Origin of the sequence: Chryseobacterium balustinum (assembly GCF_900168205.1) — a bacterium.
GTDB lineage: Bacteria > Bacteroidota > Bacteroidia > Flavobacteriales > Weeksellaceae > Chryseobacterium > Chryseobacterium balustinum.
In genome coordinates, this window is record NZ_FUZE01000004.1 from 222,567 (window position 1) to 236,162 (window position 13,596).

Here is a 13,596-nt window from a genome sequence, read left to right on the forward strand (position 1 = left end):
TGAATTTTTCAGAAGAATCTAACTTTTTTTTGCTTAATCTTTTTTGATAGGGCTGCAACTTATATTAGTTAATCTCGTTGAGTTTTTTTGGGGGCCTTAAATTTTTGCTTAAGAAATTTCTAAAGTGAAATATTGATTTAGGAAATATAGACGTTAAGAAAATTTATTGCCTATATAACATCCACTGATTATCAACAAAGTTTTTATCACTTGGAATCTTTGATTTAAAAGAAAAGAACATATTATTAAAAACAAAAAAAACGCATCAATTAAATTGATGCGCTTTTAGGTTAATTAAAGGTTGTTATATTAATCTACGTGTTTTGGGGTAAACCCATCTTCACTTAGTTCTCTGTGATCGTAATCGGCTTTCATTTCAGCTTCATAATCTGGTGTTTCATGTTTACCCATTCTTCTTAACATTGAATCGAATAGTGAATATACTACCGGTACAATAATCAAAGTAAGGAATAATGATGATGTTAAACCACCAATGATTACCCATGCCAATCCGTTGTTCATCTCCGCTCCTGCTCCTTTTGCAATCGCAATCGGGATCATACCGAAGATCATCGCAATAGTTGTCATCAAGATAGGACGAAGACGTGCGTGGTTTGCCTGAATCAATGCATCATGCGTTGTTGCGCCTGCTGCTTTTCTCATATTGGCAAAATCGACAATCATAATCGCGTTTTTCGCCACCAAACCAATCAACATGATCATTCCCAACATCGTAAAGATGTTAATAGAATTTCCTGTGATGGCCAAGATAATCATTACCCCAATCAATGCCAAAGGAATTGAGAACAATACTACAAACGGATATACAAATGAATCATATAATGAAACCATTACCAAATAAACCAATACGATAGCCGCTGTTAAAGCAATTCCTAACGTACCGAAACCTTCAGTTTGGTTTTCCATATCACCACTCCAGATATAAGAAACACCTGCAGGTTTTGTTTTTTCGTTGTCCATAAACTGAGCTGCCCATTCGTTGGCAACATCTCCTACAGGACGACCTACCACTTTCGATTTAACCTTTACAGAAGGCGCTTTGTCTCTACGCTCAAGCAAACTTGGTCCTGAACCCATTTTCACTTCTGCAAACTGGCTTAACCTGATTTGTTCTCCTTGAGGATTTGTAAACATCAAGTTTCTTACATCATCAATAGATTGTCTGTTGGCATCACCAAAACGAATGTTGATATCATATTCATATTCTCCAGCTCTGAATTTCCCATCTGTATTTCCACTAAATGCAGTCTGCATTGTCTGTCCTACACTTGAAAGATTTAAACCTAAAGAAGCCATTTTATCTCTGTCGATATTCACCTGAACTTCAGGATTTCCTGAGTCAGTTGATAATTCTGCATCTACAGAACCAGGTACTTTTTTAAGTAATTCTAGAATTCTGTTGGCTTCTTTATTTGCCGTTTCGTTATCCTGAGCGGTTACCACCATTTCAATTGGTGCATTGTCTGCTCCCATTAATCCGATTGGTGCCGTTTTAAACTCAACGCCGGTGAATTTTTCTTCTAAAGCTCTTTTAATTTTAGCTGATTTAATATCTGTACTCTCATTACGTTCAGCTTTATCAACTAAAATCACCTGAATTTCTGACTGATACAAAGTTGCCTGTGCACCACCAAAACCTGATGATTGCTGACCAACCGTTGTAATCATATCTACTACATCTTTATCATTTCTAAGGTATTTCTCAACCTCCAAAGTCAACTGATTGGTTTTTTCTACAGAAGCATCTTTTGATAATTCCATCTGAACAAGGAATTGGCCTCTATCCATCTTAGGGAAGAATTCACCACCGATAAATCCTCCTCCAAGTAATCCCATCGTTGTTACAATCAATAAAACAAACGTAAAGAAAACCGTTAATACTCTTCTCCAAGTATTTTTTAAAGCCCACTCTAAAATTCCTGTAATCCAGTGTGTGAATTTTTCTAATTGCTTTTCAAACCAAAGGATGAATTTTTCGAAAGGATTTTTCCCCGATAAATGCACCAACTTACCATACCTTGAAGATAACCAAGGAATAATAGTAAATGAAGCTAATAATGAAAACAATGTTGCAATAACTACTGTTATACAGAACTGAGTCAAGATATCAGATACCAAACCTGAACTCATTGCAATCGGTAAGAATACCACCACGATTACCAAGGTAATTGCCGTTACGGTAAACCCGATCTCTGAAGCACCATCATAAGCAGCACGAATTCTGCTTTTACCCATCTCCATGTGACGGTAAACGTTTTCTAATACTACAATCGCATCATCCACAAGAATACCTACCACCAATGAAAGTCCCAATAAACTCATTAAGTTTAAGGTATATCCCATTAAATACATCCCGATTACCGTAGCAATCAAAGACAACGGAATAGAAACCATTACAATAAATGCGTTTCTGATGTTGTGAAGGAACAATAACATTACGATAGCTACAAGAATAATCGCTAAGAATAAATCGAAAATTACGTGATCGGCTGCTTCAAGGGTAAATTCTGTAGAGTCATCTACAATACTCACTTTGATCGCCTGACCTTTATAATTGTCTTGTACCTGAGCAATTGTTTTTTGAACTAATTCTGAAACCGCTACTGCATTGGCATCAGATTGTTTTTTAACCTGAAGTAAAATCGTAGGATTCTGATTAAATCTTGCTACTTTTTCTACATCTTTCTGAGTATCAAAAACAGTTGCAATATCTGAAAGACGAACCTGTGCCCCATCTTTATTAGACACTACAAGATTATTCATCTCATTGATATCTCTATATTTCCCAGAAAGTCTGATCGTAGATCTTGAAGTTCTTGTCTTCAAAGCTCCCGTCGGGAAATCTAAGTTGGATGAAAGAATTGCCTGCTGTACGTCTCCAATAGAAAGACCGTAACCCTGCAGTTTCTTTTCATCTAAATTTACCTGAATCTCTCTCTCCTGTCCACCAACAAGGTCAACCTGAGCCACACCGTTTACACGGGAGAAAATAGGTTCTATTTTTTTATCTAAAAGATCGTAAAGCTCTTTATTATTCAGCTTGTTACTGGTAATACTCAAAGTCATGATCGGTAAATCATCCAATGAGAATTTTTGAAGAGAAGGTGGATCTGCATCTTCCGGAAGATCCGCAAGAATTGCATTTACCTTTCTCTGTGCATCATTCAAAGCATAGTTTACATCAGCACCAGTATTCAACTGAACCATGATTACTGATAAACTTTCGTATGAAGATGATTCTACCTTTTTTACGTTTTCCAAAGAACCTACAGCATCCTCAATCTTTCGGGTCACCGAAGTTTCCACCTCTGAAGGTGAAGCTCCCGGATAAACCGTAGAAATGGTTACCATATTGGTTTCAAACTTCGGAATCAATTCGTACCCCATCATGGAGTAGCTTAATAAACCTCCCAACGTCAAAATCGTAAATAATACGATAACGAGGGACGGCCTTTTAATGGATATTTCTGCTAACTTCATCTGTTGTTACTTTACGATATTGATTTTTGAACCGTTATCTAGGTTGATCTGTCCGCTGGTAATTACCTGTTCGCCACCGTTCAATCCGCTTAAGATCTGAACTTTGTCGCCGTAAACTTTTCCGGTCTGAACTTTAATCATTTTAGCAGTTCCATTGCTTACAATAAATAACTGTCCTGAACTTACTCCGTTTACGAAAGCTTCTGCAGGAACAGTCAACATATTTTGAGTTTCTGCACCGTGGTTAGTTTTAAAGGTAGCAGTTGCGTACATCCCTGCTTTTAAGTTTCCTCTGTTTTGAACTTCAATTTCTACTGGGAAATTTAAAGAAGCATCACTTTTAGGAGCAATAAATGTAATTCTTCCGCTGAAAGAATCGTTTGGTAACACATTTACATTAATTGGAACTTCCTGACCCAACTGAATTCTTCCGATTTGGCTTTCGTCAACCAAAACTGAAAGTTTCAATGAATTGATGTTTACAATTTCAAATAAAGCTGTTCCTGGAGAAACTACAGTTCCCGGCTCAACCATTTTTTTGTTGATGGTACCGCTGATTCCTGCTCTGATACTTGTATCATTAATTTTAACTCCCTGAGCTCTTACTGCAGCCTGCATATTTTTCAACTGTAGTCTTGAGTTATCAAGCTGTTGTTTAGTAACACCGCCAGTTTTATAAGCGTTTTCGTAACGCTGATTATCGATAATTGCGTTTTGTAAATTGTTTTGAGCCTGAGTAACATCAACTTCGATCGCATCTCTTTTGATGGTTGCCAAAGTCTGTCCAGCTCCAACTTTTGAACCTTCTTTTACCAAAACACTCACAATACGTCCTGAAATTTCAGAAGACTGCTGCATTTCCTGCTTAGGAAGAAATGTTCCGTTGGCGTTATAATCGGTGTCAATATTCTCTCTAGAAACAGTGATTACATTCACGTTGATTTTATCAACCTGTTTTGCAACCTCTTTTACTTCAGTTTCCTGTTTCTTTTTATTGTCTGTAATTTTCCAAGCTGCCAAACCAACAAGTACAGCTGCTACGATGATATATATTAAAGTTTTTTTCATTTGAAGTTATTTATTAATTAAAAGTCAAATGCAATCGCCAAATCTTTAGTAATTTTTTTTGTACTACAATTCATAGCGATTTCATGTTCTTATGGGTTTTGTAAAGTATTAAGCTCGCCTTTAGCTTTTATTAATTTAATTTCAGCCTGTTTGTAGTCTAATAATGCAGTTGTGTAATTTTGTTTTGCATCTGTTAATGCATTTTCAGAATCTAAAACTTCCGTCAATGTTGCTAAACCGTACTGATAATTTGACTGGGTGTCTTTCTGTACTTTTTCGGCAAGCGTTACGTTGTTTTTCATGCTTTCAATATTGATTAATGAATTTTCAATATTGGTCACCGCATTTTTATATTCAAGACTTAACTGAAGCTGCGTATTCTGAATATCTTGATCAAGATCTAAGATATCAATTTCAGCCTGCTGAATTTTTGATTTTGTAGAACCACCGGTAAAAATCGGAATGTTTACATTTAAACCAATTGCAGAATAATCGCTCCAAAGAACACCGTTATTCAATCCGTTTGTTAAAGGGAATTTTTTACCCATTCCGGCCCAACCGTAGTTTGCCTGCAAACCAACAGTAGGATAAAGATAGGCTTCAGTTGCTTTTTTGTTATATACTAAAAGCTCTCTGTTTTTCTGAAGAACTTTAAGTTCAGAACGGCCTTCAAGATTTACAGCATCTGCCAAAAGCTGAGGCTGAGGTTCGATCGTTTTTTCTTCTAATTCAATATCGGTATCAATAGGAATTCCCATATAGAACTTCAAAGAATTCTTTGAAAGCTCTACCGCATTCACCAACTGCTGTCTGCTTGAACTGATATTCGTTAGCTGAACATTGGTACGGTCTAAGTCGATTCCTTTTGCTAAACCATTATCTACCAAACTTTTAATTACATTTCTTACTTTTTCGGTATTGGTGTAACTTACATTTAAAGTTTTAAGATTTTCTTCCTGTACAAAAACCTGATAATAAGCTGTTGCTACATTTTCAATAATCTGTTCGTTCGTCAATTGAGCATTTAAAACATAAAATTCTCTAGTTGATTTTGCTGCTTTAAGACCTGTAAAAACTCTTTGATCAAAAATAGTCTGATTAAGAGTTACTACCGCTTGTGATTGCCAAGCCTGACCCAATTGTGCACGAATTCTTTCGCCTCCAAACTCTAATAATGACTCTTGGATCACCGGATTGTAAGTTACCCCTGCAGTAGCTCCTATTTGTGGTAAAGCTCCAGATCTTGCCTCATTGATTTTGTACTCTGCTTTTTTAATCTGCAAAGCCGCTTTTTTAGCTTCAGCTTTATTTTGCAACGCCTGTTTAATAGCTTCCTGCAGAGAAATCTGCTGCTGTGCATAGGCAGATGAAGAGCCGAAAATCATAAATGCAGCAGCTATCCCAATTTTTAGCTTTTTTGCAGTTATACGTTTTCTATTCATAATTTTATACTTCGTTTATTTTTTGTAGTTTTTGTCTTGAGGTACTTTATCCCTAAATGACGATTCAGTTTTATAAATACTTTAACAGTTTTTAATTATTTTTTAAAAAGCATGTTAAGAATGATATCTTTTCGTTCTGAGATGATCTGATCAAATTCTTTATCATTCATCATTAAATTCTCTAAAAACAAAGGACGAACCGCACTCGGAAATACTAAAAGCGAAACCATGTTGAGTACAAATTGTACAGGTGCCATCTTTTCGATATTTCCTAATTCCATTTCTCTTTCAATATCTGCATAGAGTTTATTCAACTCTTCTTCTTCAACATCTCTTTTGTGACAACTTCCTTTATTGATTTGAGAAACTATATATGTTTCTAAATATGGATATTGAAGACTTGTCTGTAAGCTTCCATCTATAAAATTGCCAATCTTTTCCTTAAACGGAAGATCAGAATTCATAATAATCTCTGATTTTTCTTTCTCTACTCTGTGAGCTTCATCAAAAATAATCTGAATCAAATTGTCTCTCGAGCGAAAATAGTAGTTGATCAACGTTCGGTTGACACCAGCTTCGTCTGCAATCTCTTGTGTAGTTGCATTAAATTTCCCCTGAACAAAGAATAAATTCTTTGCAGTTTCCTTTATTAATTCCTGTGTTTGATCTTTTTTTTCTTGTTTTGACATTTTTGTTAAACAATTTTGTGCAAATATATATCAATCATTTGTTTTGACAAAATTGTTAAACAAGATAATTAATATGATTTGCATCATATTTTGGTCAACGAATCACGTATTCATGATTTATTAATTCCCGCAGAAGCATTGTTTGATTATATTTGCGGAAAATTAATAATGATGAAAAAAACTTTACTCTTATTTTCAATAATTAGCTGTGTTCTTTTGTTTGGGCAGAAGAATTTTCAAAAGAATAGTGAATATTATTTCTATGAAAATAAGGGACAGATTGTAGATCAAAATGGAAAACCTAATAACAATGTAAAATATTTATTTCACTCAAATGGATTGAATATTCAGTTGCGGAAGGGAGGATTTTCTTATGACGTATATGAGGTTAAAAAGACACTAAATCCTAATTATCGTAAAGCAGAAAAAAACGATCTTCCACAAAAGCCAGGTTTTAATTTTAATGAATTTAATTATGAAAATATTTATCATAGAATCGATATAGAGCTTGTAAATTCAAACCCAAACGCCAAAATTATAGCCGAAAATAAATCGAAAGACTATGATAACTATTACAATATAAGCCACAACCCTAAAGGTATAACCAATATCCACAAATATCAAAAAGTTACTTATAAAAATATTTACAAAAACATAGATTTGGTATTCTTTAAGCCTAAAGATACTTTAAAACCTATTGAATATAATTTCATCATTAATCCAGGAGGAAAAGTATCGGATATTAGAATGAAATTTAATGGCGCTGAAACAAAAATTCAGGATAGTAAATTAGAAATGGATCTGCGCTTTGGTAAAATGCAAGAAAATATTCCACAAAGTTGGATCGAAGGAAATAATAGAGAAAATATTAATGTTTCATTTAAAGATTTAGAAAATCAAACTTTTGGTTTTAATTCTCCGATAAACACTTCTAATAAAACAATTATTATTGATCCTGTACCAACAAGAATTTGGGGAAGTTATATCGCTGGCTTTGGAAATGACTATGCAAGAGCAAAAACAGATGCTCAAAATACACTTTATATTTTTGGATCTACATCAAGTACCACAAACTTTGCAACAGCAGGTACTCATCAGCAGACTGTAGCAGGAAATCTTGATGCTTATGTAATGAAAATAACAAAATTCGGTCAAAAGGTTTGGGGTACATACTATGGTTTCAATCTTGATGAATATTTTGGCGACGTTGATTTTGATGAAAATTTTAATATTTATGCTGGTGGAGAAATTCAACATACATTACTCAACGAAAACATCTTTTTAGTAAAATTTAATAGCAATGGTAATTTGATATTTCAAAAAGAATTTTTAACAAATTCAAATGACAATTTCAGCAGCTTATCATACAATCAAAATCATCTTTATTTTGCAGGTAGTACTTTCAGCTTCGATTTCCCTACTGTGAATGCTATGCAACCTTCAAAAGCAAGTCCATCTGGTTATACTGACGGGATTATTGGTTCAATGAACGCAATAACAGGGGTAGTTGATTGGGCGACGTATTTTGGTAAATCTGATGGTTCCACTGGTTTTTATCAAATCATGTCTTCAACTGACGCTCTCGAAATGATTGGGGCAACTCAATCATCAACAATTCCCATGGTTAATGCTTTTCAGCCTATAAAGGGAGGAGGTTCAGATGGAATTTATTTAAGACTATCTAAAACAGGATCAACTATTTTAAAATCAAGCTATTATGGCAATTTAGGTCATGAAGTTATATTTAAAGCAAGAATTGTTAACAATATTCTCATACTTCCTGGAGAATATTCTGCTGTTACAGGATCAGGTGGATACCCAGGAATTTGGAGAGTTAACTTAACTACTCATACAATCACCAAATCTTATCTCAATTTTGCAAACTTTTTTCAGTTAATTGGTTATCCAGACACATCTGGAAATGTATTTTTTACAGCACTCCACAGCAGTGGTCAAGCAGACATATCTACGCCTGGTGCATATATGAGTATGCCTCCATTTTATAATTCAACATTTATTATAAAATACAATCAAAATGATATTAAAGAATGGGGAACATATTATACAGGAAATGGTGCCACCCAACAAGGTGAAGTGACAAAAGACAATGAAGAAGCCATTTATCTAACGGGATTTTCAGGGCTTAATACAACCGGAATAGCCACTCCCGGAACATTTAATCAACAATACGGAGGAACAGGAAATCATGATGCCTTCATTGCAAAATTTCAAGATTGTACTTCGACTGGAACAGTAACATCAAACTCACCTGTTTGTACTAATTCAAACATTCAATTAAACGCTACAGGCGGAACAAATTATCTTTGGACAGGACCAAACGGATTTACATCAAATCTCCCAAACCCAATTATTCCGAATGCTACTTTAGCAAATGCTGGAGCTTATACCTGTCAGATTTCAGGCTCAGGAGCATGCGACGGAAGTTTCACTGTAAATGTTGTCGTTGGAGATAACATCGCACCAGTTCCAAATACAGCACAACTTCCCGACATTTCAGGAGATTGCAACACCATAATTTCTAATATTCCGACTGCAACAGATAATTGCGTTGGAACTATTATTGCTACAACTACAGATCCGCTTAATTATTCAATTCCGGGAACTTATATCATTCATTGGACTTACAGCGACGGAAACGGAAATATCTCCACACAGAATCAAAATGTAATTGTAAATTCTCCTGCATTACCAACAACAACAATTACAAATCAAGTTTTTTGTGCAACCGATCAACCAACAATAGCAAACCTTCAAATCACAGGTCAAAATATCAAATGGTATGACGCTGCTAATACTATTTTGTCTACAACTACTCCACTTGTAAACGGGCAAACTTATTTCGCTTCACAAACGATCAACGGTTGCGAAAGCACTAAAATCTCAATTTTAGTTACCGTAAACACTACACCAAAACCTGTTGCAAATATAAATCAGGATTTCTGTGAATCTGCAAATCCTAGATTGGCAAGTTTGGTGGTAAACGGAACTGGTTTAATTTATTACGATGCCGCAGGAAATGTTTTACCGCTTACCACTCCACTCATTCATGGGCAAACTTATTTCGTTACCCAAACTTTGAATGGTTGTGAATCTGAAAAACTGGCAATTGCAGTAACTCTTTCACAAAACAATGTTCCGGCAAACAACTACAGAACGTCGCTTTGTAATGTTTCTACTGCAAATACAATGGTTGTAGACCTTACTTCATACCAAAGCAACATTATTCCAAATCCTAATAATTATATTTTCACCTATACAACTCAAGCAGGAGCTCCAATTCCAAATCCTTCAAATTATACTTTAAATATCGGTTCAAATGTTATCAATGTGAAAGTTGCAACGGCGGACGGATGTTTTAAAAATGTTGTTTTAGAATTAGTCTTAAATCCGAAACCAATCATTACACTTCCGGAAGATTTTGATTTCTGTAAAGGCAAAACCGTCACTTTAGATGCCGGACCAGGCTTTACATCGTATCTATGGAGTACAGGTGCAACGACACAAACAATCACTTTTTCAAGTCCCGGAAATTATGCTGTGACCGTTACTAATATGTTCGGATGTAGCAATACAGATACTATTCAGCTGAGTTATTCTGTTTTGGCGGAAATTGTTTCGGTGAATATCAATAACAATTCTGCTACAGTCATTCTTTCAGCGTCAGGAAATTACGAGTATTCTTTAGACAACTCTTCTTGGCAAGATTCTAATGTCTTCAGCAATTTAGGAATGGGGGAATATATTGTTTATGTAAGAACAAAATCTGGTTGTATCATTGGTCAGAAACCTTTTTCTATTTTTAATATCCCAAATGCAATCAGCCCGAATGGAGACGGAATAAACGACAAATGGAAAATTGCAGGTTTAGAAAATTATATCGGATCAGAAATTCATGTTTTCGATAGAAAAGGAGTTTTGGTTTTTAAACAAATCATCAATAAAAAGCCCTTGGAATGGGATGCTAAAATCAAAGGCTCACCAATTCCTACAGGAAATTACTGGTATTCTATAAAAGTTTCAGACGGCAGAAATTATACAGGCTGGCTTTTGATAAAGAACAGAGAATAACACAAAAAAGCGAGCAGAAATTTCTGCTCGCTTTTTATTTGGTAAATTAATTTCGTTTTAAACTAATTTGATTTTATCTTCTAAAATATCTACGATTTTATCCTTATACAATCCGCCTAAAGCTTTTTTGAAGTTCTTTTTACTCATCTGCAATTCATCTTTGATTTCTTCTGGTGAAGATTTGTCTGAAAGATGAAGGAGTCCGAAATTTTCTTCCAATTTATTTAGGATTTTCTGCTTAAACTCATCGATATTCTCAAAACCTACAGGCTGAAGCGAAATATCAATTTTTCCATCTTCACGAATATCCTTGATATATCCTTCTTCTTCTGACAGCGGATATAGCTTTTTATAAACATCAGAAGTATATATTAATCCTATATATTTTTTGTTGATAACGACATTCCACCCCAGTTCACTTTCATTCATCATCAACAAATCAACCTTATCTCCTTTTTGGAAAGGAAGATTTTCGTATTGTGGATTTCTTTTAAATTTTGTAGTTCCAGTGATCAATTTTAAATCTTCATCTACATAAAGATGAACAAGGTATCTTTTACCCTCAATAATTTTTGTCTTCTGCTGTTTGTAAGGAATGAAAACATCTTTGATGATTCCCCAATCCATAAAAGCACCCGTTGGAAGACTTTGCACACAGCTCATCACCGCAAACTCACCCACTTCAGCCAAAGGAATTTCGGTAGTGGCTTTCAGTTTGTTATCGTCCTGATAAACAAAAACTTCAATCTCATCACCAATTTCTTTTTCTTCACGAATAAAAACTTTAGACATAAAAGCGCTTTCGCCTGTCTCTGATTCAAGCATCCATCCTGAATTGTTTTTTTCTGAAATTTTTAAAGTTTGGGTTTTTCCGAGTTGCATTAATGATAAATTTAGTTGGCAAAGGTAAGGAAAATAAGTTGGAGGATTTGAGAGTTGATGAGTTTGAGCTTATTTAATATCTAAATTCATTTTAAATTTAATGATTATAATTTTTCAAATCATTTTTAAGATTTTGAGATTCTTTCAGATAATCTGTTTTTTCATCATTATTAAATGCTCCAACAGATTTTATCAGTTTATTATTTTCATAATAGCATCTTAATTCAGACAGTTTTTGAGGCTTTTTTAAATATCCGTTTTCGTCAACGGTTTGATATTTTGTTGAATGCACAAAAACCAATTGATGATTTTCTGAAAAAAAATATTCAGTTACAATATTCCAGGCCGACAAACCGATAAAATGCTCCATCTTTTTAAGCACAGCATTTTTGTAAAATCCTTTTAATTCAATTCCGTTATCCGTTACCTCATATTTATCCATAAAATAAGAATAGGGAACTGTTTTAATTTTAAAACCTGTTGTCTGATTAATTTTTTGAACAGCTTTTCTTACAGGCTCAATATTTTGACCAGAAATCAATCCTGATAAAACAATGAGTAAAAACGGAATCAATTTTTTCATTGAAGAATTTTAATAGTTAGATACAAAATCCATCAAATCTCTTCTACTGCTTTCAAAATCTAATGCATCTCCAACAACAAAATATTTCTGCTTGTCAACACATTTCGAGAATAAAGATTTAGCCAAAGCAATTTTATTTTTATCAAAACTCAGATCTTTTACCAGAACACTTATCTGCTCCGATGTAAACATAGCGTGACGACCTTGCTGATTAATGAAAATGATTTTTTTATCATCAAACCAGGCATCTTCTTTCATCTTACTGAAAAATTGCTGGAAAGTTTGATTATCCATTACATTAGGATAATTTATGTTTCCAATATTTCCTGAATTCCCATAAGGATTGTTCCAGATATCATTCCAGTTATTAAAACCATAATAACCATTTTGGAGCGGATAAGAATCTAAAAGATACAAACCTTCATTCGTGAAAAAATCGAGAACCAGTCTGCTGTTATTTCTAACATTTAAAGTTGTTCTGTACATCAGAAATCCGTTTTCGTAAATTGAAATAGGAATTTTTCCCGATGGAAGATCAAAGAATCTGTATTTACCTGAGTTATTTGAAATCAACTGATCCGCCAATTCCACAGAAAAATTTCCCTGCTCCGGAATTCTAAGAAAAACTTCTGCATATCCGTAATTATTATTCCATTGGTAATTCGGATTTGCAGGTCTTCTGTTTGTGTTATTCTGATTATTTGAATTTCTGAATCCTGAAGAATTATCTGAATTATTATTTCGAGAATCTTGCCTTTTGGAGGTTGTAGATTCAATTTCTCTTTTAGAGGCTTCGTTTTTTAAAAATTCACCTGCTTTTCCTGCTTCCTGAGCAAAAAACAATAGACCGGATAAGATTGAACAAACTGTAAATATTTTTTTCATAATGATTTCATTCTATAGTGAATTCGCACTCTATTTTCATGCCAAAAATGAACAATTTCAATTAAAATAAAAATTAAAATCATTTGGTTTAACCTTGTTCAAAATATCGAATCCAAGCGGAATTCAGACAAAGAAAAAAATCAAAAATCAATTTTTTATGGTTTTCAGATTAATTCTTTAACGGAAAACGGCTTTACGAAGGAGCGGACTAAAAAAACCGAAACTTTCAATAATTACTTTTGCGGATAAATATATATAAATTTTCAACTTATCCTTAAACCCGCTCTTTTGCAAAACCGATGTGCTTGTTGCACAACCAAAAATACTAAAAATAAATTTTGTGAATATTAAATAAATAAAATACTATAACTATTTGATAATTAATGTATTATTCATAAATTAGTACATGCAAGGAAAGAAAATAATTACTCCGCAACTCTTCTACCATCAAAGTTTG

8 protein-coding genes are annotated in these 13,596 nt (G+C 34.0%); 1 reads left to right on the forward strand and 7 read right to left on the reverse strand.

Annotation, left to right across the window (positions count from 1 at the left end; translation table 11 throughout):
- Window positions 1-309 precede the first annotated feature (309 nt).
- The 4 genes from B5X64_RS08170 to B5X64_RS08185 all read right to left on the reverse strand — a co-directional run bounded on the left by B5X64_RS08170 (window position 310) and on the right by B5X64_RS08185 (window position 6,700).
- Window positions 310-3,501: an efflux RND transporter permease subunit gene (locus B5X64_RS08170; protein WP_079464753.1), complete on the reverse strand. Its 3,192-nt coding sequence runs from the start codon at window positions 3,499-3,501 to the stop codon at window positions 310-312.
- Between the two features lie 6 nt (window positions 3,502-3,507).
- Window positions 3,508-4,569 (reverse strand): efflux RND transporter periplasmic adaptor subunit, encoded by a 1,062-nt coding sequence (locus B5X64_RS08175; RefSeq protein WP_079464754.1) that lies wholly within the window; start codon window positions 4,567-4,569, stop codon window positions 3,508-3,510.
- Between the two features lie 89 nt (window positions 4,570-4,658).
- Window positions 4,659-6,011 carry a TolC family protein gene (locus B5X64_RS08180; RefSeq protein ID WP_079464755.1) on the reverse strand — a complete coding sequence of 451 codons (1,353 nt, stop codon included), beginning with the start codon at window positions 6,009-6,011 and terminating at the stop codon, window positions 4,659-4,661.
- Window positions 6,012-6,106: 95 nt separating this feature from the next.
- Window positions 6,107-6,700 carry a TetR/AcrR family transcriptional regulator gene (locus tag B5X64_RS08185; protein ID WP_079464756.1) on the reverse strand — a complete coding sequence of 198 codons (594 nt, stop codon included), beginning with the start codon at window positions 6,698-6,700 and terminating at the stop codon, window positions 6,107-6,109.
- Window positions 6,701-6,871: 171 nt separating this feature from the next.
- On the opposite strand from B5X64_RS08185, the gene B5X64_RS08190 reads away from it, so the two are divergent.
- A complete protein-coding gene (locus tag B5X64_RS08190) occupies window positions 6,872-10,789 on the forward strand; it encodes a DUF7948 domain-containing protein (protein WP_164463407.1) in 3,918 nt (1,305 codons plus the stop codon).
- A gap of 57 nt (window positions 10,790-10,846) precedes the next feature.
- On the opposite strand, the gene B5X64_RS08195 is transcribed toward B5X64_RS08190, so the two are convergent.
- The 3 genes from B5X64_RS08195 to B5X64_RS08205 form a co-directional block, all read right to left on the reverse strand.
- Window positions 10,847-11,671, reverse strand: coding sequence for a CvfB family protein (locus B5X64_RS08195; RefSeq protein WP_079464758.1), 825 nt, complete (start codon window positions 11,669-11,671; stop codon window positions 10,847-10,849).
- A gap of 97 nt (window positions 11,672-11,768) precedes the next feature.
- Window positions 11,769-12,254, reverse strand: coding sequence for a hypothetical protein (locus tag B5X64_RS08200; protein ID WP_079464759.1), 486 nt, complete (start codon window positions 12,252-12,254; stop codon window positions 11,769-11,771).
- Window positions 12,255-12,263: 9 nt separating this feature from the next.
- Window positions 12,264-13,139, reverse strand: coding sequence for a proline and serine-rich protein 1 family protein (locus B5X64_RS08205; protein WP_079464760.1), 876 nt, complete (start codon window positions 13,137-13,139; stop codon window positions 12,264-12,266).
- Window positions 13,140-13,596 lie beyond the last annotated feature (457 nt).

Excerpts from the sequence above, each read along its gene's own strand:
- B5X64_RS08195 (WP_079464758.1), bottom strand. The coding sequence starts at position 11,671 with ATGCAACTCGGAAAAACCCAAACTTTAAAAATTTCAGAAAAAAACAAT.
- B5X64_RS08200 (WP_079464759.1), bottom strand. The coding sequence starts at position 12,254 with ATGAAAAAATTGATTCCGTTTTTACTCATTGTTTTATCAGGATTGATT.
- B5X64_RS08180 (WP_079464755.1), bottom strand. The coding sequence starts at position 6,011 with ATGAATAGAAAACGTATAACTGCAAAAAAGCTAAAAATTGGGATAGCT.
- B5X64_RS08170 (WP_079464753.1), bottom strand. The coding sequence starts at position 3,501 with ATGAAGTTAGCAGAAATATCCATTAAAAGGCCGTCCCTCGTTATCGTA.
- B5X64_RS08185 (WP_079464756.1), bottom strand. The coding sequence starts at position 6,700 with ATGTCAAAACAAGAAAAAAAAGATCAAACACAGGAATTAATAAAGGAA.
- B5X64_RS08175 (WP_079464754.1), bottom strand. The coding sequence starts at position 4,569 with ATGAAAAAAACTTTAATATATATCATCGTAGCAGCTGTACTTGTTGGT.
- B5X64_RS08205 (WP_079464760.1), bottom strand. The coding sequence starts at position 13,139 with ATGAAAAAAATATTTACAGTTTGTTCAATCTTATCCGGTCTATTGTTT.
- B5X64_RS08190 (WP_164463407.1), top strand. The coding sequence starts at position 6,872 with ATGAAAAAAACTTTACTCTTATTTTCAATAATTAGCTGTGTTCTTTTG.